At 67.0% G+C, this 24,342-nt stretch carries 23 protein-coding genes; 16 read left to right on the top strand and 7 right to left on the bottom strand.

The annotated features are described in order from the left end of the window. The first annotated feature begins 17 nt into the window (after positions 1 to 17). The 5 genes from pncB (at position 18) to JTE92_RS24460 (ending at position 6,117) form a co-directional block, all read left to right on the top strand. A complete protein-coding gene (pncB, locus tag JTE92_RS24480; protein ID WP_063238314.1) occupies positions 18 to 1,193 on the top strand; it encodes a nicotinate phosphoribosyltransferase in 1,176 nt (391 codons plus the stop codon). Positions 1,194 to 1,311: 118 nt separating this feature from the next. Then, a complete protein-coding gene (locus JTE92_RS24475) occupies positions 1,312 to 1,998 on the top strand; it encodes a LutC/YkgG family protein (protein ID WP_063238313.1) in 687 nt (228 codons plus the stop codon). A 166-nt stretch (positions 1,999 to 2,164) separates the two neighbouring features. Further along, positions 2,165 to 3,601, top strand: coding sequence for a sodium:proton antiporter (locus tag JTE92_RS24470; protein WP_063238312.1), 1,437 nt, complete (start codon positions 2,165 to 2,167; stop codon positions 3,599 to 3,601). A gap of 4 nt (positions 3,602 to 3,605) precedes the next feature. Next, entirely contained in the window at positions 3,606 to 4,601 is a 996-nt protein-coding gene (locus tag JTE92_RS24465; RefSeq protein ID WP_063238311.1) for a 2-hydroxyacid dehydrogenase, read from the top strand. Between the two features lie 37 nt (positions 4,602 to 4,638). Then, positions 4,639 to 6,117: a DNA recombination protein RmuC gene (locus JTE92_RS24460; RefSeq protein WP_063238310.1), complete on the top strand. Its 1,479-nt coding sequence runs from the start codon at positions 4,639 to 4,641 to the stop codon at positions 6,115 to 6,117. Between the two features lie 55 nt (positions 6,118 to 6,172). Here the strand turns inward: JTE92_RS24460 and JTE92_RS24455 are convergent, their stop codons facing one another. The 5 genes from JTE92_RS24455 to JTE92_RS24435 all read right to left on the bottom strand — a co-directional run bounded on the left by JTE92_RS24455 (position 6,173) and on the right by JTE92_RS24435 (position 13,108). Further along, positions 6,173 to 6,454 carry a hypothetical protein gene (locus JTE92_RS24455; protein ID WP_063238309.1) on the bottom strand — a complete coding sequence of 94 codons (282 nt, stop codon included), beginning with the start codon at positions 6,452 to 6,454 and terminating at the stop codon, positions 6,173 to 6,175. Positions 6,455 to 6,636: 182 nt separating this feature from the next. Beyond that, positions 6,637 to 7,941: a molybdopterin molybdotransferase MoeA gene (gene moeA / locus JTE92_RS24450; protein WP_063238308.1), complete on the bottom strand. Its 1,305-nt coding sequence runs from the start codon at positions 7,939 to 7,941 to the stop codon at positions 6,637 to 6,639. 57 nt (positions 7,942 to 7,998) lie between these two features. After that, entirely contained in the window at positions 7,999 to 8,598 is a 600-nt protein-coding gene (gene mobA / locus JTE92_RS24445; protein WP_063238307.1) for a molybdenum cofactor guanylyltransferase MobA, read from the bottom strand. Positions 8,599 to 8,616: 18 nt separating this feature from the next. Next, the gene (gene moaA, locus JTE92_RS24440) at positions 8,617 to 9,741 is read right to left on the bottom strand and encodes a GTP 3',8-cyclase MoaA (protein ID WP_063238306.1); all 1,125 of its coding nucleotides are present in this window, start codon (positions 9,739 to 9,741) and stop codon (positions 8,617 to 8,619) included. 226 nt (positions 9,742 to 9,967) lie between these two features. Then, complete coding sequence (locus JTE92_RS24435) at positions 9,968 to 13,108, bottom strand: Rne/Rng family ribonuclease (protein WP_063238305.1); 3,141 nt, start codon at positions 13,106 to 13,108, stop codon at positions 9,968 to 9,970. Between the two features lie 802 nt (positions 13,109 to 13,910). On the opposite strand from JTE92_RS24435, the gene JTE92_RS24430 reads away from it, so the two are divergent. The 4 genes from JTE92_RS24430 to JTE92_RS24415 are packed head-to-tail and all read left to right on the top strand — an operon-like array spanning position 13,911 to position 17,237. After that, positions 13,911 to 14,915 carry an RluA family pseudouridine synthase gene (locus tag JTE92_RS24430; protein ID WP_063238304.1) on the top strand — a complete coding sequence of 335 codons (1,005 nt, stop codon included), beginning with the start codon at positions 13,911 to 13,913 and terminating at the stop codon, positions 14,913 to 14,915. A 30-nt stretch (positions 14,916 to 14,945) separates the two neighbouring features. Beyond that, positions 14,946 to 15,605 carry an HAD-IA family hydrolase gene (locus JTE92_RS24425; protein ID WP_063238303.1) on the top strand — a complete coding sequence of 220 codons (660 nt, stop codon included), beginning with the start codon at positions 14,946 to 14,948 and terminating at the stop codon, positions 15,603 to 15,605. Next, entirely contained in the window at positions 15,598 to 15,996 is a 399-nt protein-coding gene (locus JTE92_RS24420) for a Rieske (2Fe-2S) protein (protein ID WP_063238302.1), read from the top strand. Before JTE92_RS24425 ends, JTE92_RS24420 begins: the two co-directional genes overlap by 8 nt. A gap of 56 nt (positions 15,997 to 16,052) precedes the next feature. Continuing rightward, positions 16,053 to 17,237, top strand: a complete 1,185-nt coding sequence (locus tag JTE92_RS24415; RefSeq protein ID WP_063238301.1) for a S49 family peptidase — start codon at positions 16,053 to 16,055, stop codon at positions 17,235 to 17,237. A 68-nt stretch (positions 17,238 to 17,305) separates the two neighbouring features. Here JTE92_RS24415 and JTE92_RS24410 read toward each other — a convergent pair whose 3' ends face one another. Together JTE92_RS24410 and JTE92_RS24405 are read right to left on the bottom strand one after the other, a co-directional pair. Beyond that, positions 17,306 to 18,037, bottom strand: coding sequence for an SAM-dependent methyltransferase (locus JTE92_RS24410; RefSeq protein WP_063238300.1), 732 nt, complete (start codon positions 18,035 to 18,037; stop codon positions 17,306 to 17,308). Positions 18,038 to 18,053: 16 nt separating this feature from the next. Then, entirely contained in the window at positions 18,054 to 18,653 is a 600-nt protein-coding gene (locus JTE92_RS24405; protein ID WP_063238299.1) for a Maf-like protein, read from the bottom strand. A 195-nt stretch (positions 18,654 to 18,848) separates the two neighbouring features. Between JTE92_RS24405 and JTE92_RS24400 the strand changes: the two genes are divergently transcribed. From JTE92_RS24400 to acpP, 7 genes are all read left to right on the top strand, one after another. Further along, a complete protein-coding gene (locus tag JTE92_RS24400; protein ID WP_063238298.1) occupies positions 18,849 to 19,439 on the top strand; it encodes a YceD family protein in 591 nt (196 codons plus the stop codon). Positions 19,440 to 19,556: 117 nt separating this feature from the next. Next, entirely contained in the window at positions 19,557 to 19,736 is a 180-nt protein-coding gene (rpmF, locus tag JTE92_RS24395; protein ID WP_029046300.1) for a 50S ribosomal protein L32, read from the top strand. Between the two features lie 163 nt (positions 19,737 to 19,899). Further along, complete coding sequence (plsX, locus tag JTE92_RS24390; protein ID WP_063238297.1) at positions 19,900 to 20,979, top strand: phosphate acyltransferase PlsX; 1,080 nt, start codon at positions 19,900 to 19,902, stop codon at positions 20,977 to 20,979. Positions 20,980 to 21,031: 52 nt separating this feature from the next. Further along, the gene (locus tag JTE92_RS24385; protein WP_063238296.1) at positions 21,032 to 22,012 is read left to right on the top strand and encodes a beta-ketoacyl-ACP synthase III; all 981 of its coding nucleotides are present in this window, start codon (positions 21,032 to 21,034) and stop codon (positions 22,010 to 22,012) included. A 78-nt stretch (positions 22,013 to 22,090) separates the two neighbouring features. Continuing rightward, a complete protein-coding gene (fabD, locus tag JTE92_RS24380; RefSeq protein WP_063238295.1) occupies positions 22,091 to 23,020 on the top strand; it encodes an ACP S-malonyltransferase in 930 nt (309 codons plus the stop codon). Positions 23,021 to 23,066: 46 nt separating this feature from the next. Beyond that, positions 23,067 to 23,816 carry a 3-oxoacyl-ACP reductase FabG gene (fabG, locus tag JTE92_RS24375; RefSeq protein WP_029046304.1) on the top strand — a complete coding sequence of 250 codons (750 nt, stop codon included), beginning with the start codon at positions 23,067 to 23,069 and terminating at the stop codon, positions 23,814 to 23,816. 180 nt (positions 23,817 to 23,996) lie between these two features. Beyond that, positions 23,997 to 24,236 carry an acyl carrier protein gene (gene acpP / locus JTE92_RS24370; protein ID WP_008644813.1) on the top strand — a complete coding sequence of 80 codons (240 nt, stop codon included), beginning with the start codon at positions 23,997 to 23,999 and terminating at the stop codon, positions 24,234 to 24,236. The last annotated feature ends 106 nt before the right edge of the window (positions 24,237 to 24,342 follow it).

Genomic DNA, 24,342 nt, shown 5'->3' with positions numbered 1-24,342 from the left:
TCGCCGTCTGGCTAGCTATGATCATCCAGTCCCTGCTCGACACCGACCTGTACAAGTTCACGATGATGCAGGTGGTCCTGCACCAGTTTCCGCAGGCGCAGGTCGAATACCGTTTCAAGTGCCGCAACGCCGGCGTCGACCTGACGCCGTATATCGATGAGGTGCGTGCCGAGATCGCGCACCTGTGCCAGTTGCGTTTCACTGACGACGAACTCGCCTACCTGCGCGGCCTGCGCTTCATCAAGAGCGATTTCGTCGACTTCCTCGGCCTGTTCCACCTGAACGAAAAATACGTGTCGGTGCGCGAGGCGCCGCAGGGCAACGGCGAGATCGAGATCTCGATCATCGGCCCGTGGCTGCATACCATCCTGTTCGAAGTGCCGGTGCTGGCGATCGTCAACGAGGTCTACTTCCGCCGCACCCAGCCGCGGCCCGACCTCGCCGGCGGCCGCCGCCGCCTGGAAGACAAGCTGGCCCTGCTGCAGCCGCCGGAACTCGCCGATTGCGTCATCGCCGACTACGGCACGCGCCGGCGCTTCTCGCGCGACTGGCAGGAAGAGGTGCTGCTGACCATGCGGCGCGAGCTCGGTGCGCAGCTGGCCGGCACCAGCAACGTCCATTTCGCCCGCCTGCACAACATGGTGCCGCTCGGCACGATGGCGCACGAATACCTGCAGGCCTGCCAGGCGCTGGGACCGAGGCTGCGCGATTCGCAGGTGTATGCGCTGGAACGCTGGGCGCGCGAGTACCGCGGCGATCTTGGCATCGCGCTGTCCGATACCTACGGCTTCGATGCCTTCCTGCGCGACTTCGACCTGTACTTCTGCAAGCTGTTCGACGGCGTGCGCCACGACTCGGGCGACCCGGTCGTGTGGGGCGAGCGCATGGTGGCGCACTACGCCGCCAGCCGCGTCGACCCGCGCACCAAGACGCTGATCTTCAGCGACAGCCTGGACGTGCCGCGCGTGATCGAGCTGTTCCAGCGCTTCCATGGCCGCTGCCGGCTGGCCTTCGGCGTCGGCACCAACCTGACCAACGACCTCGGCTACACGCCGCTGCAGATCGTGATCAAGATGGTGCGCTGCAATGGCCAGCCCGTGGCCAAGCTGTCGGACACGCCGGAAAAGACCATGTGCGACGATCCCGGCTACCTGTCCTACCTGCGGCAGGTGTTCTCGGTCCAGCCGGCATAGCGGGATGCCGGCGCGCCGTATGCCGTGCCGCGGCAACTATAATCGGCGCATCGCGTAATTTGCCGCACCTCTTGCCGCACCTCTTGCCGCATCCTTGCCAACCGCACTGCCAGGCCCTATGGAAACCAACGACGCCCGCGACCGCATCTTCGCCCGCATCCGTGCCGCACAGGGCCGGCCGCACCAGCCCACGCAGGGCGAACGCGCCGCGGTGGCCGACTACCTCGCGCGCCATCCGCAAGGCCCGCGTCCGGTGCCGGCGGCCGATCTCGTCGAAGCCTTCCTGCTGCAGGCCCAGCGCATGGCGTCCACCGTCGATCGTGTCGCCACCATGGACGAAGTGCCGGCGGCTGCGCGGCGTTTCCTCGACAGCCTGAACCTGGTGCAGCGCGCGGTGGCATGGGATGCGCTGGGCACGCTGCCGTGGCAAGACGCCGGCATTGCGGTCGAATGCCGGCCGCCGCTGCGCGAGGTCGAGGCCGACCGCGACCATGGCGACCTGGTCGGCATCACCGGCTGCTTCTGCGCAATCGCCGAGACCGGCTCGCTGATGCTGCTGTCGGGGCCGGCGACATTCGCCTCCGCGGCGCTGCTGCCGGAAACGCATATCGCGGTGGTGCCGCGCTCGCGCGTGGTCGCCGGGCTGGAAGACGCCTTTGCGCTGGTGCGCAGCGAGCGCGGCGAGCTGCCGCGCGCAACTAATATCATCAGCGGCCCGTCGCGCACCGGGGATATCGAGCAGACCATCGTGCTGGGCGCGCATGGCCCGTATCGCGTGCATGTGATCCTGGTCGAGCAGGCTTGATCCGCGGGGCAGCACGGACGTAAGAATCGCCTGTAAACGCGCGCCGCACAGCGGTCGCGCGCGGCGGTTCGATTACACTTGCAGGCTTGCCGTGCGAGCCCGCACGCCGTTGGTGGCGGGGGCTCGATGCACCATGAATGCTGCATTCCCGAGGAGATCCTGCCTGATGCGACTTGCTTTCGTACAGCTGCCGATGCTGGCCATGCTGGCCGCTGTCCTTGCTGTCTTCCCTGTGGCCGCGCATGCCGCTGACCTCGACGGGGCTGCACTGTCGCCGCTATGGGGGCTGCCGTTTGCCGGCATCCTGCTGTCGATTGCGCTGTGGCCACTGCTCGCGCCGAAGGTCTGGCACCACCACTATGGCAAGATCGCCGCGGGCTGGGGACTGCTGTTCCTGCTGCCGTTCGCCGCGGTATTCGGCACGCATGCGGCAGCCGCCAGCGTGGTGCATGCGCTGCTCGCCGAGTACATCCCGTTCATCTCGCTGATCGCTTCGCTCTATATCGTCGCGGGCGGCATCTGCGTGCGCGGCAACCTGCACGGGACACCGAGGCTCAATACGGGCATCCTGGCGCTGGGCACGGTGCTGGCGAGTTTCATGGGGACGACCGGCGCGGCCATGCTGCTGATCCGGCCGCTGCTGCGCGCCAACGACAACCGTCGCCACGTGGCGCACGTGGTCGTGTTCTTTATCTTCCTGGTGGCCAATGCCGGCGGCTCGCTGACGCCGCTGGGCGATCCGCCGCTGTTCCTGGGCTTCCTGAAGGGCGTGGATTTCTTCTGGACCATGCGCCACATCTACCTGGAGACGCTGTTTATCTGCGCGGTGCTGCTGGTGGTGTTCTACCTGGTCGACCGCCACTACTACCGCAACAAGGAAGAAGAACTGCCGCAGAAGAACGACCCAACGCCGGACTCGCACAGTATCTCGATCGACGGCAAGATCAACTTCGTGCTGCTGCTGGCGGTGATCGGCCTGGTGCTGATGAGCGGGCTGTGGCAGCCGGCCATCTCGTTCAACGTCTTCGGTACCGACGTGCCGCTGCAGGCGGTGGCGCGCGATGCGCTGCTGATCGTGGTGGCGGTGGTGTCGCTGCTGGTCACGCCGCATACCGCGCGCGCGGGCAACGAGTTCAACTGGGAGCCGATCCTGGAGGTAGGCAAGCTGTTCGCCGGCATCTTCCTGACCATCATCCCGGTGATCGCCATGCTCAAGGCCGGCACCGACGGCGCCTTTGCCGGCGTGATCCGCGCGGTCAGCGACAGCAACGGGCAGCCGGTCGACAGCATGTATTTCTGGGCGACCGGGCTGCTGTCGTCGTTCCTGGACAATGCGCCAACCTACCTGGTGTTCTTCAACACCGCCGGCGGCGACGCCGCCACGCTGATGACGCGCGATGCCTCGACGCTGGCCGCGATTTCCACCGGCGCGGTCTTCATGGGCGCCAACACCTATATCGGCAACGCGCCCAACCTGATGGTCAAGGCCATTGCCGAGAACCGCGGCGTGCGCATGCCGAGCTTCTTCGGCTACATGCTGTACTCGGGCATCTTCCTGATGCCGCTGTTCGTCATCATGACCTTCCTCTTCTTCCACGTGTGATGCCATGAAGCCGTCCGTCCTTGTCACCCGCGCCATCTATCCCGAAGTGATCGACCGCCTGGCGCAGTATTTCGATGTCGACGACAACCAGCAGGACGCGGTGCTCGATGCCGCCGCGCTGAAGGCGCGGCTGGCCGGCAAGGCCGGCGTGCTGGCCAACGCCGCCGACCGCATCGACGCAGGCCTGGTCGCTGCGTTGCCCTCGCTGCGCGCGGTGTGCAACATGGCCGTCGGCTACAACAACCTCGACGTGCCGGCGCTGACCGCCGCGGGGGTCGTTGCCACCAATACGCCCGACGTGCTGACCGAGACCACCGCCGACTTCGGCTGGGCGCTGCTGATGGCCACGGCGCGCCGTGTCACCGAGGCCGAGCACTACCTGCGCGCCGGCAAGTGGCAGCGCTGGAGCTACGACATGCTGGTCGGCATGGACCTGTACGGCAGCACGCTCGGCATCCTGGGCATGGGCCGCATCGGCCAGGCGCTGGCGCGCCGTGCCGGCGGGTTTGGCATGAGCGTGCTGTACCACAACCGCAGCCAGCTGCCGGCGGACACCGAGCGCGCGCTCAATGCCCGCTATGTCAGCAAGCAAGACCTGCTGCGCCAGTCCGACCACCTGCTGCTGGTGCTGCCTTATGGCCCGCAGAGCCACCATGCCATCGGCGCTGCCGAGCTGGCGCTGATGAAGCCGACCGCGACGCTGGTCAACCTGGCGCGCGGCGGCATCGTCGACGACGCCGCCCTGGCGCAGGCGCTGCGCGACAAGCGCATCTTCGGCGCCGGCCTGGATGTATTCGAGGGCGAGCCCAGTGTCCATCCCGACCTGCTGACGGTGCCGAATGTCGTGCTGACGCCGCATATCGCCAGCGCCTCGGAAAAGACCCGCCGCGCCATGGCGATGCTGGCCGCCGACAACCTGATCGCCGCGCTCGACCAGGGCCCGCAGGCCGGCCATCCGCCCACCGTGATCAACCCCGAAGTCATGCCGCGCCGCCGCTGAGGCGCGCTCGGTAGTCTGTCGCTTATCTTGTTGCCGCATGTCGCTGATTCCGTACCTGACGCTGGCCGTGGCGCTGCTCGCGGTTGTCTTGCTCGTGGTGGTGCTGCTGCGCCAGCAGGCAGCCGCGCCCGGCGCCGAGCTGGCCAGGCAACTTGCCGAGTTGCGCGTGGAAGGGGCGCGCGGCATGGAGCGCGTGGAGCGCGCGGTCCGCACCGACGTAGCCGAGGCGGCGCGCGGCAACCGCGACGAGTCGGCCCAGCAGATGCTGCGCTTCCAGCAGGCGCTGTCGTCGCAGCTGACCGGTATCGCCACGCTGCAGAACAACCAGATCGACACCTTCGCGCAGCAGCTCGCCAAGCTGACCGAGTCCAATACGCAGCAGCTCGAGCACGTACGCCAGCACCTGATGCTGCAAGGCCAGCAGGCGCGCGACGAGCAGGCGGGGGCGCTGCGCCGCTTCGGTGACGGCTTGCAGCAGCAGCTGGCGCAGATGTCCGAAGCCAACGAGCGCCGCCTGGCCGAGGTGCGGGCCACGCTGGAGCAGAAGCTGCGCGACATCGAGGCCAACAACGCGACCAAGCTGGAAGAAATGCGCCGCACCGTCGACGAGAAACTGCATGCCACGCTGGAGCAGCGCCTGGGCGAGTCGTTCCGGCTGGTGTCGGACCGGCTCGAGCAAGTGCATCGCGGGCTGGGCGAGATGCAGGCACTGGCGCAGGGCGTGGGCGACCTGAAGAAGGTGCTGACCAACGTGAAGTCGCGCGGCACCTGGGGCGAGGTCCAGCTCGAAATGCTGCTGGAGCAGATGCTGACGCCGGACCAGTACGGCAAGAACGTCGAGACGGTGCGCAATTCGGGCGCGCGGGTGGAATTTGCCATCCGGCTGCCCGGCAAGGCCGCGGGTGGCGACAACATGCCGGTGTGGTTGCCGGTCGATGCCAAGTTTCCCAAGGAACAGTACGAGCGGCTGGTCGATGCGCAGGAGCGCGGTGACCCGGACGGCGTCATTGCCTTCGGCCGCGAACTGGAAGTTGCCTTGCGCCGAGAGGCGCAGACCATTGCCGAAAAATACCTGGCGCCGCCACAGACTACCGATTTCGCCATCCTGTTCCTGCCGACCGAAGGGCTGTATGCCGAAGTGTTGCGGCGACCAGGCCTGACCGACCTGCTGCAGCGCGACTATCGCGTTACCGTGGCGGGTCCGACCACGCTGACCGCACTGCTGAACAGCCTGCAAATGGGTTTCCGCACGCTGGCGTTGGAAAAACGCTCAAGCGAAGTGTGGGAAGTGCTCGGTGCGGTCAAGACCGAGTTCGGCAAGTTTGGCGACGTGCTGGCCAAGACCCGCGACACCCTCGAGCGCGCGGCGCGCAATATCGAGCAGGCCGAGGTGCGCACGCGCCAGATGGCGCGCAAGCTGCGGACGGTGGAAGCGCTGCCGGGCGATGCCGCGCAACAGTTGCTCGGACTGAACGGGGTGGAGACGGCGGAGACGCCGGATGACAACGGCGGCTGAGCGCGCCGGAGCAGGGAAGGGCCGGCAGGCTGCCGGCCCGCAAATCAGCGTGGGTTCAGCGGTCGTCCTCGGGCGCCAGTTCGCGCACGTGGACTTCGATGCCGCCAAAGCGGGCGGCCACCCAGTTGTACGCCTTGCACGCCAGCCACAGCAGGCCAAAGCCGATCAGCGCATTCAGGATGATCGCGCTGAAGACCGTGATCGCCGGCAGGTCGCCATAGCGGACAAAGGTGACAAACAGGCCCAGCGAGACGATCGGCAGCGAGAAGCACAGGTAGACCAGCACCAGCGCGCGGGCGGTCTTCACGGGGTGGAGGTAGGCGATCTCCTGATTCATGACGGGGGATGACTTGATTGTTGCTGAATCGTGCGCCAAGTGTAGCGACTGGCCGACCCCAAGCATAGTCCGCTGCCCGCGCCGCGGCCGAAAGCCGTGCGCCGGACGCGTCACGGAGGCAAATGTGCAGCACAAATACGACACATTGCGGCCGCAGCGAAGCGGCCGGCCCGTCGCCGCGCTCAGACCAGCCCGTCGAACAGCATGACCTCGACCGGATCGCCGGCCTTGACCGAGTCCTGCTCGTGGCCGAGCACGATAAAGCAGTTGGCCTCGCTCATCGAGCGCAGCACGCCGGAACCCTGCTGGCCGGTGATGCGCACTTCCCAATGTCCGTCAGCCGCCCGGCCCAGGATGCCGCGCTGGTATTCGGTGCGGCCGGGTTTCTTGCGGATCGCCTGCGCGCTGCGCACCTGCAGCAGCGGCAGCGGCGGCACGTTGGCACCCATCAGCCGGTGCAGCGCTGCCCGCACGAAGTGGTAGAAGGTGACCATCACCGCGACGGGGTTGCCCGGAAGGCCGAACAGCAGCGCCGAATCGCGGCCCTCCTGGCCCTCACCGCTGCCGATGCGCCCGAACGCCATCGGCCGGCCCGGGCGCATGGCGATCTTCCAGAAGGTGACATCCCCCAGGCGCGCCATGATCTGCTTGGTGTAGTCGGCCTCGCCGACCGAGACGCCGCCCGAGGTGATGACCGCGTCGGCGCTTTCGCAGGCAGTGCGGAAAGCCGTTTCCAGTGCCTCGGGGTCGTCGCGCACCACGCCCATGTCGAGGAATTCGACGTTCATCCGGCGCAGCATGCCGTGCAGCGTATAGCGGTTCGAGTCGTAGACGCAGCCAGCGTCCAGCGGCTCGCCGATCGAGCGCAGTTCATCGCCGGTGGAGAAGAAGGCCACGCGCAGGCGCCGGCGCACGCGCACTTCGGCAATGCCCAGCGAAGCCAGCAGGCCGAGGTCGGCCGGCTGGACGATGCGGCCGGCCGGCAGCGCGGCCTGGCCGCGCGCGAGGTCTTCGCCGCGCAGGCGGCGGTTGTCGCCGGCGCGCACGCAATCGGCGGCAAAGCGGATGTGCGTACCGTCGGCCACCGCTTCGACGAATTCCTGCGGCACCACCGTGTCGCAGCCGGCCGGCATTACCGCGCCGGTCATGATGCGCACCGCCTGCACGGCCGTGGGTGCGAGCGCGCCGGCGCCGCCGGCGAAGGCGCTGCCGATCACTTCCAGCTCGATGGTGTCGGTCTGCGCCGCGGCGAGCGCTTCGCTGCGGAAGGCGTAGCCGTCCATGGCCGAGTTGTCATGGGCAGGCACGTCGAGGGTCGAGACGATGTCCTCGGCCAGCACGCGCTCGAGTGCGCTGCGGATCGGCAGCTGTTCGATGCCGCGCACCGGCTCCACCACCTCGCCGATGATGCGATTGGCCTGGTCTACCGGCAACGCGGTGGGGTCGTAGTCGGACAGGCAGGAAATGACGGATTGCAGGGAAGGCATGGTGGCTCGGCGGCGGGTGATTGCGTTGTTGGCGACTAGCGGGCGACTAGCGGGCGACTAGCGGCTTTCGTGCGTGCGCAGTTCGTCCAGCGTGTTGATATTGGCGAAGGCCGCGGCGTCGTCGAACATCACCTCGGCCAGCCGGTGCGAGGCGGCCCAGGTCTCGATCTTGCGGCCGCCGCCGGAAAGATACGCGACCAGGCTGTCGAGCGCACTGACCGGCATCAGGCAGAACACGGGTTGGGTCTGGCGCTTTCCGGTTTCATCCAGCGTGACCGGGATCGCCAGTTCCGCGCCCTCGGACTCGATGGCCTGCGACAGCCGTGCCACGAGGTCGGTCGGGAGAAAAGGCGAGTCGCATGGCGCCGTCACCATCCAGGATGTGCCGCACTGTTCCAGCCCGGCAAGCATGCCGGCCAGCGGCCCGGCAAAGTCGGGCACCGTGTCGGTGTAGACCGGCACGCCGAACGATTCATAGGCGGCAAGGTTGCGGTTGGCGTTGATGATCAGGCCGCCGACCTGCGGGCCGAGGCGCATCATCGTGTGCATTGCCATGGGCGTGCCGCGCAGCGGCTGCAGCCCCTTGTCGGTGCCGCCCATGCGGCTGCCCCTGCCGCCTGCGAGGATCAGGCCGGTGATGTCGTCGCGTGCAATCATGAAGGTGCGGCGGCGGGTTCAGCCGCCGATATAGGACATCTCGATCTTGCGCTCGGCCCGTGCCTGGCGCACTGCCGGGTCGCCGCGCTGCTCGGAGTAGTTATCGGTGCGCCCCTGCCACACCTGGGCGATGGCGTTCGAGATCTCCAGGTCGCTGTAGCCGCCGCGCAGCAGCGCGCGCAGGTCATAGCCCTCGGTGGCGAACAGGCACAGGTAGAGCCGGCCTTCGGTGGACAGCCGGATGCGGCTGCAATCGCCGCAGAAGGCATGGGTGACGCTGGAGATCACGCCGATCTCGCCGCTGCCGTCGCGATAGCGCCAGCGCTCGGCGGTCTCGCCGCTGTAGTTGGCCTGCACGGGTTCCAGCGGGAACTCGGCATCGATGCGGCGCACGACCTCGGCCGAGGGCAGCACCTCGTCCATCTGCCAGTGGTTGCTGGCGCCGACGTCCATGAATTCGATATAGCGGACGATGATGCCGCTGTGGCGGAAATGGCGCGCCATCGGCACGATTTCCTGGTCGTTGGTGCCGCGCTTGACCACCATGTTGACCTTGATCGGCGCCAGGCCAACAGCCTGCGCGGTCTCGATGCCATGCAGCACGTCGGCGACGGCGAAGTCGACATCGTTCATGCGGCGGAAGGTGGCGTCGTCGATCGCGTCCAGGCTGACGCTCACGCGCGTCAGGCCGGCGTCGCGCAGCGAGCGCGCCTTGCGCGCCAGCAGCGAGGCATTGGTGGTCAGCGTCAGGTCGAGCGGCTTGCCGGAGACGGTCTCGATCTTTGCCAGCATCTCGACCAGGTGCTCGATGTTCTTGCGCAGCAGTGGCTCGCCGCCGGTCAGGCGGATCTTCTCGACGCCATGCGCGACGAACAGGCGCGCGGTGCGCTCGATTTCTTCAAAGCTGAGCAGTTCCGAGTGCGGCAGGAAGGTGTAGTCCTTGTCGAACACTTCCTTCGGCATGCAGTAGACGCAGCGGAAGTTGCAGCGGTCCGTCACCGAGATGCGCAGGTCATGCAGCGGCCGGCCGCGGGTGTCGGCCACCAGGCCGGTGGGCGCTTCCAGCTTGCCGGGAATGCGCGGCGTCATCGAATGGTAGCGATGGTCGCGCAGGTCGAAGATCGGAATGACGGATTCAGTCATGGCCTGTGGGTGGGCGCTGCTGCGGCGAGTGGCCTGGCAAGGCCAGGCGGGAGACTCCGGCAGCCCGGATGCATTTGCTGCCATTCTAGCCGAGTGGGCGCCCGGGCAGCCGCATTCCCGCGAATCGCAGGGATTTGCCGTGCATGAAAAAAGGGACAGCCAAGGCTGTCCCTCGGGCTGTCCCTTCTGCAGCGGCGTGGGTGCCGGCGGCGGCACCCCGGCAGGCTTACTGTTGCGACGCCATCTCCACCTCGCGAGCGCGGGTCTCGACCAGGATCATCGGACCCTGGGGCAGCGGCGGCAGCGGCTTGCGCTCGCGCGGCACGCGCGGCGCGGGCACGATGCGGGCAGCGGCCTCCTGCGCGGAGCGCAGCTTGTCGGCATCGGTGTGGACCCATTGCAGGCCGGCGCCGGCGAGCATCGGCTCGAGGCTTTCCATTGCGACCGGCGCAGCGGCCGGGGCAGCGGACACTACCGGTGCGGCTTGAGCCACCTGGGCGACCTGGATCGGCGCGCCGGCCGGTTCCGCGGCGGGCGCGGCCACGGCAGGGGCGGGTTCCACGGCCGCGGTCACGACCGGCTCGGCCACGGCTTCGGCGGCGACCGCTTCGGTTACTGCTGCGGCGGCTTCCGCCTGCACGGCTACTGCGGCCGGGGCGGGTTCGGCCACGGGCGCGGCTACCGGTGCCGGTTCGGCTGCGGGGGCGGGGGCGGGGGCCGTCGTCACGCCTTCCGGCATGGCGATGCGGATCGCTTCGACGCTTTCCGCGGCGGCAACAGCGACAGGTGCCTGCGGTGCCGGTTCGGCTCGCGGGGTGGCCTCGGCGGTCACCGGAGCGATGCCTTCGGCGGCTTCGGTGGTTTCGGCGGCTTCGGCAGCGCCTTCCAGAGCGGCTTCGCCTTCACCTTGCGTACCCTGGCCGGCCTCGTCGCGCTCGCGGCGATAGCGGTTGCGGCCGCGGCGGTTACGGCGGCGGCGCTCTTCGCCCTCGGCGGTTTCGGCGAATCCTTCGGCACCTTCCGGCAGTTCGGCATGCACCGCTGGCACCTCGTCTGCGGCGGCTTGCGGCAGCACGCCCAGCGCCTGGGCGGCGGCTACGGCTTCCGGCTGCGGCGCTTCGCCGGCCTCGGCTTCACGCAGGTCGCTGCGCTCACGCTGGCGGTCGCGCTGGCGCTCGCGGCGTTCCTGGCCGCGCTCGCGGCGGCCTTCCTGGCGGGCTTCGCCGCGCTCGCCCTGGGCACGTTCACCCTGGGCGGCTTCAGCCTGGCGGGCGACGGCCGGCGTGGCCTGGCCTTCCTGCGGGCGCGGCTGGCGGCCCTGGCGCTCGCCACGGCCCTCGCGTTGTTCGCCACGCTCGCCTTGCTGGCGCTCGGCACGCTCACCACGTTCGGCGCGCTGTCCGCGAGGCTGGCGCTCGCCACGTTCCTGGCGCTCGCCACGCTCACCACGCTCGGCGCGCTCAGTACGTTCACCGCGCTCTCCACGTTCGGCGCGCTCGCCGCGCTGGCCACGGCCTTCGCCGCGCTGGCCGCGCTCGCGGCGGCCTTCACCACCACGGCTTTCAGCGGCCGCGGCCGGCTTGGCCGGCTCGACCACCGGCGCAGGCGCCGGACGCGCGCCGAACAGGCCCTTCAGCCAGGCGATAAAGCCGCCGGCTTCCACCGGCTTGGTGGCCGGGACGGGCGGGGCTGCCGGGGCAGCTTCCGGACGCGGGGCGCGCTCCGGGCGCGGCACGGAGACCGGTGCCGGCTGCTCCGGCGTGATGCCCTTGACCGCGGCTTCCTGGCGCGGCTTGGCCTCTTCCTTGCGGCGGCTGCTGTAGCTGGTGTCGGCTTCCAGTTCCTTGGCGGCGGCCTCGGCCATCTTGTAGCTGGCGGTGCTGTCTTCCAGGCGCGGGTCGTCGTGGCGCAGGCGCTCCAGCTTGTAGTGCGGCGTTTCCAGGTGCTTGTTCGGGATCAGCAGCACGTTGACCTTGAAGCGCAGCTCGATCAGGTTGATTTCCTGGCGCTTCTCGTTCAGCAGGAAGGCGGCGACCTCCACCGGCACCTGGCAGTGGATGGCGGCGGTGTTTTCCTTCATCGCCTCTTCCTGGATGATGCGCAGCACCTGCAGGGCGGACGATTCGGTATCGCGGATGTGACCCGTGCCGTTGCAGCGCGGGCAAGTGATGTGCGAGCCCTCCGACAGCGACGGGCGCAGGCGCTGGCGCGACAGCTCCATCAGGCCGAAGCGGCTGATCTTGCCCATCTGCACGCGCGCGCGGTCGTGGCGCAGCGCATCCTTCAGGCGCGTTTCCACGTCCTTCTGGGCCTTGCCCGACTCCATGTCGATGAAGTCGATCACGATCAGGCCGCCCAGGTCGCGCAGGCGCAGCTGGCGGGCGATCTCGTCGGCGGCCTCGAGGTTGGTGCGCAGCGCGGTTTCCTCGATGTCGGCGCCCTTGGTGGCGCGGGCCGAGTTCACGTCCACGGAGACCAGTGCCTCGGTGTGGTCGATCACGATGGCGCCGCCCGAAGGCAGCATCACCATGCGCGAGTAGGCCGATTCGATCTGGTGCTCGATCTGGAAACGCGAGAAGAGCGGCACGTCGTCCCGGTACTTCTTCACGCGGTTCATGTTGTCAGGCATCACCACGCTCATGAAGGCGCGGGCCTGTTCGTAGATCTCGTCGGTATCGATCAAGATCTCGCCGATATCCGGCTGGAAGTAGTCGCGGATCGCGCGGATCACCAGGCTGGATTCCAGGTAGATCAGCAGCGGGGCCTTGTTGTCGCCGGCGGCGCCGTCGATGGCCTTCCACAGTTGCAGCAGGTAGTTCAGGTCCCACTGCAGTTCCTCGGCCGAGCGGCCGATGCCCGCGGTCCGGGCAATGATGCTCATGCCCTCCGGCACGGTCAGCTGCGCCATCGTTTCGCGCAGTTCCTGGCGGTCTTCGCCCTCGATACGGCGCGACACGCCGCCGCCGCGCGGGTTGTTGGGCATCAGCACCAGGTAGCGGCCGGCCAGCGAGATGAAGGTGGTCAGGGCCGCGCCCTTGTTGCCACGCTCTTCCTTCTCGACCTGGACGATCAGTTCCTGGCCTTCATGCAGGGCATCCTGGATGCGCGCGTTGCGCACGTCGATGCCTTCCTTGAAGAAGGCGCGGGCCACTTCCTTGAATGGCAGGAAACCGTGGCGCTCTTCGCCGTAGTTGACGAAGCAGGCCTCCAGCGAGGGTTCGATACGGGTGATGACACCCTTGTAGATGTTGCCCTTGCGCTGTTCGCGCCCGGCAGTCTCGATGTCGATATCGATCAGCTTCTGACCGTCGACGATGGCGACGCGCAATTCCTCCTGTTGCGTCGCGTTGAACAGCATGCGTTTCATCGCAATACCTCACTCCAGAGCCGCGGTTGCACCGTCTTGGCGGTGTCCGCGGCGATCCATGGAGCACGCTAGGGAGCGAGCGAAGGCGCGAGAATTGCCGGAAAGCGCCGTTTCGCGCGAAGGCGAGCGGCTGGGCGCGGGTGAAAGAGAGGCGATGACGTCGGGGTAACGTCCGCGGGGCGGGAGAGGGCGCCGGCGGCTGCTCTGCAGACACTGGCGCGTTCCCGTTCCGGAGGCGATGCTGGACGCCAGCGCAACTGGCACCGGCGGCATCGCGGCCGGGCCGCGGAAGGCCTAGACGCGTCAAAGAGCAAATTTTTCGGACACGGCAGGGCTGCCGATGCTGCCTGACATCTCCTGGCGGGCGCACCTACTACTTCTTGGAGTTCTGCGACCGGGCGCCGGTATTTCCAGTCAGGCGGCAGGCTGGCCTGCCGGCCGGCACCGTTTCCCGGTGCAGGCGGGACTTCTCTCACCGAAGCGGATGCCTATGGGGCATCCGCTCTTGAATTCTGTTTTACCTGAACACTCTGTTCCCACGTCATCGCCTGCTGCGCCGAAGCCTCCTTTGGGCGACTTCCTGCGTGCCGGCGATATCGTGCGTGCTGCTTTTACTGCCATTTGGCCGTCTGGCGCCCGCGCGGATCACGCAATGAAGCGGCGCAGGGCGGAAGACGGGCCGGGCTGGCGGCGACCCCAAGTGTAGAATGCGGTCAATCCGAGATTAATCACGGGATTGATCGCTTACACAGGTCTTGCGCTGCCGGCCCCCGGCCGGAACAGCGAGGAAATTATATTGAAAATGAATGAGTTACGCCATCAAATTGAAAAGCCTGCCGATGTAGCGCCGGCAAGCCCGCAGGTGGCGTATGTCACGATCGACGAAGGCTCCGAAGGCCAGCGCATCGACAACTTCCTGCTGAAGGTGGCCAAGGGCGTACCCAAGAGCCATATCTACCGGGTACTGCGGTCGGGCGAAGTGCGCGTCAACAAGGGGCGTATCGATGCCACTTATCGCCTGCAATCGGGCGACGTGGTGCGAATTCCACCGATGCGGGTGGCGTCTTCGTCTCAATCCGCCGGCGCGCAGCCGGTGCCAGCCAGCGAATTTCCCGTGCTGTTCGAGGATGCGCAACTGCTGGTGGTGAACAAGCCCGCCGGCGTGGCGGTCCATGGCGGCTCGGGCGTTGCCTTCGGCGTGATCGAGCAGTTGCGCCAGGCGCGGCCCCAGGCCAAGTTCCTGGAGCTGGTGCACCGGCTCGACCGCGAGACCTCGGGCATCCTGATGCTGGCCAAGAAGCGCTCGGCCCTGGTCCACCTGCATGAGCAGATCCGCGGCAACAGCATGGACAAGCGGTACTTCGCCTGCGTGGCCGGGGAATTCCCGAACAACCGCCAGCACGTGAAGCTGCCTCTATATAAGTACACCACACCCGACGGCGAGCGCCGCGTGCGGGTACAGGCCGACGGGCTGGCGTCGCACACGGTATTCAACCGGATCGAGGCGTTTCCCGGCTTTACCTTGCTGGAAGCCGAACTGAAGACCGGCCGGACGCACCAGATCCGCGTCCACCTGGCCCATTCGGGATTCCCGATCGTCGGCGACGAGAAGTACGGCGATTTCCCCCTGAACAAGTCGCTGGCGCGTTCCGCCGCCAATCCCGGCATCAAGCGCATGTTCCTGCACGCCCACCGGCTGGTGTTCATCCACCCGGCGACGGGCGCGCCGCTGGCCGTCGAGGCGCCGCTGCCAGACGAATGCGTCGGATTCCTGCAACAATTGCGACAGCTGCGCGCCCCGGAGTAAGGCCGCGCGATCAACGCCACAAGGACAACCATGGCCAGGCAACAATTTGACCTGATCGTTTTCGACTGGGACGGGACGCTGATGGACTCGACCCCGACCATCGCCAAGTGCATCCAGCTCGCCAGCCGCGACCTGGGGCTGCCCGTGCCGGACGACAGCGCGGCCAGCCATGTGATCGGGCTGGGGCTGAAGGATGCATTGTCGTACGCCGTGCCGACGCTCGACCCCGTCGACTACCCGCGCCTGGCGGAACGCTACCGCTACCACTTCCTGACCCGCGACGCCGACCTGGTGCTGTTCGACGGCGTGCGCGAGATGCTGGCAACGCTGCGCGGCGAGCACTATTTCCTCGGCGTCGCCACCGGCAAGACCCGCGTCGGCCTGCAGCGCGCGCTGGCCGCCAGCGGCCTGACGCAGCTCTTCGACGCCACCCGCTGTGCCGACGAAACCTTCTCCAAGCCGCATCCGGCCATGCTGCAGGAACTGACCCGCGAGCTGGGCCAGGACATGGAGCGCACCGTCATGGTGGGCGACACCACCCATGACCTGCAGATGGCGGTCAATGCCGGCGCTGCAGGCATTGGTGTATGCTACGGTGCACATCCTGGCGACTCGCTGCGGGCGATGGCGCCGGTGCATTGCGCCACGTCGATCGCCGACCTGACCGACTGGCTGCTGGCCCATGCCTGAGCGCGCGGCCGGCCAGGGTGCGGTGCGGCTGTGCGCCGCGGCAGACCTGGAGGAGGGCGGCCTGGGGGTGCGCTTCTCAGTGGTGGTGGACAGCCGCGAGATCGGCGCCTTCGTTGTGCGCTTCGACGGTGCTGCGCATGGCTACCTGAACCAGTGCGCGCATGTGCCGATGGAGCTCGACTGGCAGGAGGGGCGGTTCTTCGATAGCTCGGGCCTATACTTGATGTGCGCCACACATGGCGCGGTTTATGCACCGGATAGCGGCGAGTGCGTCGGCGGTCCCTGCCGCGGCGCGGCGCTGGCCAAGCTGCGCGTCGAAGAGCGCGATGGCCAGGTCTTCTGGTTCCCTGAAGGTCCGTACCGGGCCGCCGCGCAAGCGGACGGCACCTGAATGACGGGCGGCCTGGCCGCCCGTTCTTGTTTCCAAGCTTTCCACGAGCGAGTTGCATGACAGAAGAACAGAAGCCGCCTATCGGTCAACCGGGAACATCGGGAGCATCGGGCGAATCGCGTGAACCTGGGCAGGGCGATACGAACCGGCCCGCCTCCGAAGGCCTCGTTGCCGCGAAGCAAGCCGACTATCCACTGGAAAACGAACTGCGCGCCGGCGACGACGCGGCGCGGCGCGAGCAGCGCGAACGCAAGGCCCGCATGGCCGGGGGGGGCGCAGCGGCCGGCAGCGGTCCGGTAGGCGCGGCCGGCTGGGAGCGCGACGTCCTGGAAAGGGTGCTGACGGCATCGCTGCGCGAGCAGCGCGCCGCGCGCCGCTGGCGCATCTTCTTCCGCTTCGTCGGACTGGGCCTGCTGGCGCTGGTCGTCGTCGCGCTGTTCGATTTCAAGGGCGACGGCGTCAGTACGTCCGGCCGCCATACCGCGATGGTCACGCTGGAGGGCGAGATCGCGGCCGGTACGCCGGCCAGCGCCGAGTCGATCAATGCCTCCCTGCAGGCGGCATTTGCCGACGCCAATGCCGCCGGCGTGATCCTCAAGATCAACTCGCCGGGCGGCTCGCCGGTGCAGGCCGGCATCATCAGCGACGAGATTCACCGGCTGCGCGGACTCTATCCGTCCAAGCCGTTCCATGTGGTGATCGAGGAAATCTGTGCCTCGGGTGGCTATTACGTGGCTGCGGCGGCCGACAATATCTATGTCAACAAGGCCAGCATCGTGGGCTCGATCGGCGTGCTGATGGACGGCTTCGGCTTTACCGGCCTGATGAACAAGCTCGGCGTGGAGCGCCGGCTGTACACCTCGGGCGCCAACAAGGGCATGCTCGACCCGTTCTCGCCGCAGGTGCCCAGGCAGAAGGCCTATGCCGAAGAGATGCTCAAGGAAATCCACGCGCAGTTCATCGGCGTGGTCAAGGAAGGCCGGGGGGACCGGCTCAAGGATGACCCGGAGCTGTTCTCCGGACTGTTCTGGTCGGGCGAGCGCAGCATCGAACTGGGTCTGGCCGACGCGCTGGGGACCGCCGATTCCGTCGCGCGCGACGTGCTCAAGGCCGAGGATATCGTCGACTACACGATCAAGGAAAACATCGCCGAGCGCGTGGCCAAGCGCTTCGGTGCCGCGGTCGGCACCGCGGCGATGAAGACCATGCTGTGGAGCACGCGCATGCAGGGCATGCACTGAGGCAGGCGGCTCGATTCGGCAGATGACAAAGGGGCGCCGTTGCGCCCCTTTCTACATGGCCGGCGTGTTCAGGTCGCCAGCAGCGAAAAGATCGCCGGCCGCTTTTGCAGCGCGATCTGGTCCGCGCGCCACGCCGACAGCGGCAGCGTGACGATGGTTTCGGTCGGCAATGTCAGGTCCACCGCCACCGACAGCAGCGTGGTGCCGGCGCAATGCTGGCGCATCGCTTCGAGCAGCGCCGCGTTGCGGTACGGTGTTTCGATGAACACCTGCGTCTGGCTGGCCTTGCGCGAACGCTGTTCCAGCTCGCGCAGCCGCTGCGCGCGTTCGCCGGCATCGACCGGCAGGTAGCCGTTGAAGGCAAAGCTCTGGCCGTTCAGGCCCGAGCCCATCACCGCCAGCAGGATCGAGCTGGGCCCGACCAGCGGCCGCACCCGGATGCCGCGCGCATGCGCCAGCCGCACCAGTTCGGCGCCGGGATCGGCCACCGCCGGCACGCCGGCTTCGGACAGCAGGCCGCCGTCACGGCCGGCCTGGATCGGCGCGAGCAGTTCGGCCAGCGCGTCGGCGCGGGTGTTGACGTTCAGCTCGCGGATCTCGATCTGCTGGATCGGGCGTGCCAGCGGGGTGCTTTCACCGAGCTTCTTCAGGAAAGCGCGCGCGGTCTTGGCGTTCTCGGCGACCAGGTAGTCGAGGTCGGCAGCGATCTGCTGCACGCCGGCGGGAATGACTTCGGCCAGCGGATCGGCTTCGTCGCGCTTGCCGAGGGTATTGGGGATCAGGAAAAGATTGCCGCTCATGGTTGGCTCCGGTGCGTCATGCCGCGAGCAGCGGGTAGCCGGCCTGGCGCAGCATGCCGGTCAGCGCGATCAGCGGCAGGCCGACCAGCGCCGTGGGGTCGTCGGACTCGACGCGCGCGAGCAGCGCGATACCGAGTCCTTCGGACTTGGCGCTGCCCGCGACGTCATAGGGACGTTCCAGCTGCAGGTAAGCTTCGATCTCGGCATCGCTCAGGTCGCGCATGGTCACGCGCGTCTGCACGTCGGCCAGCTGCACGGTGCCGGTGCGCCCGTCCAGCAGGCACAGCGCCGAATGGAAGGTGGCGGTGCGCCCGCGCATGCGGCGCAGCTGGGCGACGGCCTTGTCGTGCGTGCCGGGCTTGCCCATCTGCGCCCCGTCCAGCGTCAGTACCTGGTCCGAGCCGATCACCAGCGCAGCCGGGTGGTGCGCGGCAATGGCCTCGGCCTTGCGCTGCGACAGGCGCAGGGCGGTAGCCTCCGGTGCTTCGCCGGCGAGCGGGGTTTCGTCGATGTCCGGGGTGGCCACTTCGAAGGGGATGTGCAGCCGCTCGAGCAACTCGCGGCGGTAGGGCGAGCCGGAGCCGAGGATCAGCCTGGGGCGGGGGTCTTGATGCATAAGTGATTGAAGCATAACAGGAATGAGGCAGGGCTTGCCTGGCAAGACCTTTGACCTCCGCAAGGTTTACGTCGTATAATCGCGCGCTTTGCCGCATCCGCATCCGGGCGCTGTGCCGCCAATGTGCGCGGCCGCTGTCAGCGCAGGCGTGGAATGTGGCGAGCCAGTCATTGCAATACGACGGGAGCCACGCACATGACCCAGCCAATTGACCTGCGCGCGCTCGATCTCTTCGCGTTCTGCCGCAAGAGCGAAAGCCTGAGCGGCGACGTGGCAGTGCGGGATTTGCCGCGCATCTTAGCCGAGACCGCCGCGCAAGCGCCAGCCTCGGCACCCGAAGAGACGTTTGCCTACACGGCCACCGGCTTCGTGCGCGAAGAGGCGGCCGAGCCGGGCGCCCCGGTGGCGCGGCGGCTGTTCCTCGATGTGACCGTCAAGGGCCGGATGTGGCTGGATTGCCAGCGCTGCCTGACGCCTTATGCCGAGCCGATCGATACGGCCACGCGCTTCGAGGTGGTGGAGAGCGAAGAAGCGGCCGACGCCGCGCCGATGGACGACGACGAAGTCGACGTGATTGCCGGCTCCAGGCGCTTTTCGCTGCTGGAACTGATTGAAGATGAAGTGCTGCTGGCGCTGCCGGTGGCCCCCAAGCATGACGCCTGCCCGTCGGTGCACGAAAGTCTCGTGACCGGCACGGACGGCGAGGCCCAGCCCGAGGCTGAGCCAGAGGAAGAAAAGCGGCCGTCGCCCTTTGCGGCGCTGGCCGGCCTGAAGAACAAGCACTGAGGCCAACCGGGCCGATGGCGCGTTCCGCAGGTGGTAGTTGAAGCATCCGGCCGGGCCCCGGCTACGCCTTGGGCGGGATGCGTGTGTTAATATTGAAAAATTCTCGAAGGAGTCATCATGGCTGTTCAACAGAACAAGAAGTCGCCGTCCAAGCGCGGCATGCATCGCTCGCACGACCACCTGACGGTCGCCCCGCTGGCTGTCGAGCCGACCACCGGCGAAACCCACCTGCGCCACCACGTCAGCCCGAACGGCTACTATCGTGGCCGCAAGGTCATCAAGACCAAGAACGACTGATAGCATCGTGGCGTGACATTGCGTCTCGCTCGCGCATGCCTGTAAGTCGGACACAAGACGGTCAGACACAAAAAAGCGGCAAGATCGTTGCCGCTTTTTTGTTGGGCGCTCGGGATAACCGCCGGGCGTGGTGTGCGCCGCCGCGCTATCCGTACCAGGAACAATGACGATCAAAATCGCTATCGACTGCATGGGCGGCGACCACGGCGTGTCCGTGACCGTGCCCGCGGCGATCAGTTTTCTTTCCCGCCACGACGATGCCGAGATGGTGCTGGTGGGCCTGCCGGACGCCATCCGGGCGCAGCTGAAAAAGCTGCATGCGCTGGATCATCCGCGTGTGAGCATCGTCGAGGCCACCGAGGTCATCACCATGGATGACCCGGTCGAGGTGGCGCTGCGCAAGAAGAAGGATTCTTCGATGCGCGTGGCCATCACCCAGGTCAAGGAAGGCCAGGCCGGCGCCTGCATCTCCGCCGGCAATACCGGTGCGCTGATGGCGGTGTCGCGCTATGTGCTGAAAACGCTCGAAGGCATCGAGCGGCCGGCCATTGCCACCACCATCCCGAACCAGGAAGGCTGGGGCACCACCGTGCTGGACCTCGGCGCCAACGCCGACTGCGAGCCCGAACACCTGCTGCAGTTCGCCCGCATGGCCGAGGCCATGGTAGCCGTGGTGGACCACAAGGACCGCCCGAGCGTCGGCTTGCTGAACATCGGCGAGGAAGTCATCAAGGGCAACGAGGTGGTCAAGCGCGCCGGCGAGCTGCTGCGCGCTTCCGAGCTCAATTTCTACGGCAATGTGGAAGGCAACGACATCTTCAAGGGAACGACCGATATCGTCGTCTGCGACGGCTTTGTCGGCAATGTGGCGCTCAAGAGCACCGAGGGCCTCGCCAAGATGATCGGCGGCATGATCAAGGAAGAATTCACCCGCTCGTGGTTCACCAAGCTGCTCGCGGCGGTGGCCATGCCGGTGCTGTCGCGGCTCGCCAAGCGGCTCGATCCGGCGCGCTATAACGGTGCGTCGCTGCTGGGCCTGCGCGGCCTGGTGATCAAGAGCCACGGTTCGGCCGATGCCCATTCCTTTGAGTGGGCAATCAAACGCGGGTATGATGCCGCCAAGAATGGCGTGATTCCCCGTATCGCACGGGCTTTCGCCGATAAGTCCAGCGCCGCTGGCGTGGCGCATGCCGCCCCGGAGACAGACGCGCCCAGCGCGCATCCCAGTACCCACGCCGCCTGAGCGCCTTGCGCGCCAGCCAGCGGGAACTGCGGTCCATACGATCCGACACTACATGACCAAGTACGCAAAAATCATCGGTACCGGGAGCTACCTGCCCCCGCGGCGCGTGACCAACCATGATCTGGCGGCGCAGCTTGCCGAAAAGGGCATCGAGACCAGCGACGAGTGGATCGTCTCGCGCAGCGGGATCTCGGCGCGCCACTGGGCCGAGCCCGACGTGACCAGCAGCGACCTGGCGGTCAAGGCCGCCGAGCAGGCCATCGAGGCCGCGGGCATCGACCGGCAGAGCATCGACCTGATCATCGTCGCCACCTCGACACCGGACTTCGTCTTCCCCAGCGCCGCCTGCATGGTGCAGGAGAAGCTGGGCATCACCAACCACTGCGCGGCGTTCGACCTGCAGGCGGTGTGCTCGGGCTTCGTCTTTGCGCTGGCCACGGCCGACAAGTTCATCCGCAGCGGCTCACACCGCAACGTGCTGGTGATCGGCACCGAAGTGTTCTCGCGCATCCTGGATTTCAACGACCGTACCACCTGCGTGCTGTTCGGCGACGGCGCCGGCGCAGTGGTGCTGACCGCTTCGGAAGAGCCGGGCATCCTGTCGAGCGCCATGCACTCGGACGGCAGCCACGTCGACATCCTATGCGTGCCGGGCAATGTCTCGGGCGGCAATATCACCGGCAACGCCTTCCTGCAGATGGATGGCCAGGCTGTGTTCAAGCTTGCCGTGAACGTGCTCGACAAGGTTGCGCGCGAAGCCATGGAACTGGCGGCCATGCAGCCTGAGCAGATCGACTGGCTGATTCCGCACCAGGCCAATATCCGCATCATGCAGGGCACGGCCAGGAAGCTCGGCCTGCCCGCCGAGCGCATGGTCGCCACCGTGCACGAGCACGGCAATACCTCGGCCGCGTCGATCCCGCTCGCACTCGACGTCGCCGTGCGCGACGGCCGTATCCGCCCGGGCCAGACCGTGCTGATGGAAGGCGTCGGCGGCGGCTTCACCTGGGGCGCGGTGCTGCTGCGCATGTAATTCGCAGCCGGTGCCCGGTGCGCGCCAACGCCGCGCGCCGCCGCGCCGGCTTCCCGTTCCATAAAGGGTTTCAATCCGATGAAATTCGCTTTCGTATTTCCCGGCCAGGGTTCGCAGTCGGTCGGCATGCTCAATGCCTTTGCGGATAACGCCGTCGTGCGCGCCACCGTGGAAGAAGCCTCCACCGCGCTGGGTCAGGATCTCGGCCGCCTGATCGCCGAAGGTCCCGCCGAAGAACTGAACCTGACCGCCAATACCCAGCCGGTGATGCTGACCGCTGCCGTGGCCCTATACCGCGCGTGGCTGGACGCCGGCGGCCCGGCTCCGGCACTGGTGGCCGGCCACAGCCTGGGCGAGTACTCGGCCCTGGTGGCTGCAGGCGTGATCCCGTTTGCCGAAGCGGTGCCGCTGGTGCGTTTCCGCGCGCAGGCCATGCAGGAAGCCGTGCCGGTGGGCGAGGGCGGCATGGCTGCAATCCTGGGCTTGTCCGATGACGACGTCCGTGCCGCGTGCGCCGAAGCGGCTGCCTCCGGCGTGGTCGAAGCCGTCAATTTCAACGCCCCGTTGCAGGTCGTGATCGCCGGCCACAAGGGCGCGGTCGAGAAGGCATGCGAGATCGCCAAGTCCAAGGGTGCCAAGCGCGCGTTGCCGCTGCCGGTGTCAGCGCCGTTCCACTCGTCGCTGCTCAAGCCCGCTTCGGACCGCCTGCGCGAGCGGATGGCCGGGCTGGCGTTCTCGGCGCCGTCGATCCCGCTGGTGAACAACGTTGACGTTGCGATCGTCGATGATCCGGAAGCGATCAAGGACGCGCTGGTGCGCCAGGCCGCGGCGCCGGTGCGCTGGGTCGAGTGTGTGCAGAAGATGGCTGCCGAAGGCGTCACCCATGTGATCGAATGCGGCCCGGGCAAGGTGCTGGCCGGCATGACCAAGCGCATCGACGGCAACCTGACCGGCGGCGCGATCTTCGATCCGGCCTCGCTGCAGGACACGCTGGCGCTGCTGAAATAAGCCAGGGAAATAAGCCAGGACAAAAGAGCACGAAAGGACATTCTGCATGACCAAACTTCTCGACAAGCAGGTTGCGCTGGTCACCGGCGCCTCGCGCGGCATTGGCCGCGCCATCGCGCTGGAACTAGCCCGCCAGGGCGCCACCGTGATCGGCACCGCCACCAGCGAGTCCGGTGCTGCCGGCATCACGGAATACCTCGGCGCGGAAGGCCTGAACGGCAAGGGCGCGGTGCTGAACGTCAATGACGCGGCCGCTTGCGATGCCCTGATCGACGAGATCGTGAAGACCCATGGCGGCATCGGCGTGCTGGTCAACAATGCCGGCATCACCCAGGACCAGCTGGCGATGCGCATGAAGGACGAGGACTGGGTCGCGGTCATCCAGACCAACCTGACCTCGGTCTTCCGGCTGTCGCGCGCGGTGCTGCGCCCGATGATGAAGGCCCGCCAGGGCCGTATCATCAATATCACTTCGGTGGTCGGCTCGGTCGGCAACCCCGGCCAGATGAACTACTCGGCCGCCAAGGCCGGCGTGGCCGGGATGACCCGCTCGCTGGCCGCCGAGATCGGCAGCCGCAATGTGACCGTCAACTGCGTCGCGCCGGGTTTCATTGACACCGACATGACCAAGGCGCTGTCCGAAGAGCAGCATGCTTCGCTCAAGCAGCAGATCCCGCTGGGCCGGTTGGGCCAGCCCGAGGATATCGCCAATGCGGTGGCCTTCCTGGCCGGTCCGCAAGCCGCCTATATCACCGGCACCACGCTGCATGTGAACGGCGGGATGTACATGAATTAATCGGTTTTGGGTGGCGGTTTTCCGGAAAAAAGCCGGAAGAAGCCGCCTGAAGCCGTAGTGAAGTCGTAGTTTTCCGAACCAAACGGGCGCGATTCTTGCAAAGGTTGGCGAGCGGCATTTCTGTCGTCCCAAACCTGCTAAAATGCGCCCACTTTTTGTCGAACTTCCCTGGAGGGTTACATGGACAATATCGAACAACGCGTCAAGAAAATCGTGGCAGAACAGCTTGGCGTGGCCGAGGCAGACATCAAGAACGAATCCTCGTTCGTGAACGACCTCGGTGCGGACTCGCTGGACACGGTTGAACTCGTGATGGCGTTGGAAGATGAATTCGGCATGGAAATTCCCGATGAGGAAGCCGAAAAGATCACGACCGTGCAACAGGCTATCGACTACGCCACCGCGCACGTCAAGGCCTGAGCCCGTCGTATCTGAATTCCGAGCCACAGAAGGCAGGTGGGCGGGCCGTCGCGGCCTCGCCTTGCTGTTTTCTGTGGCTTTCGTCTGTTCGAAGACGCAGAATGGA

Origin of the sequence: Cupriavidus oxalaticus, from assembly GCF_016894385.1 — a bacterium.
In the GTDB taxonomy this organism is placed as follows: Bacteria; Pseudomonadota; Gammaproteobacteria; order Burkholderiales; family Burkholderiaceae; genus Cupriavidus; species Cupriavidus oxalaticus.
This window is presented reverse-complemented; position numbering and strand designations above follow the sequence as displayed.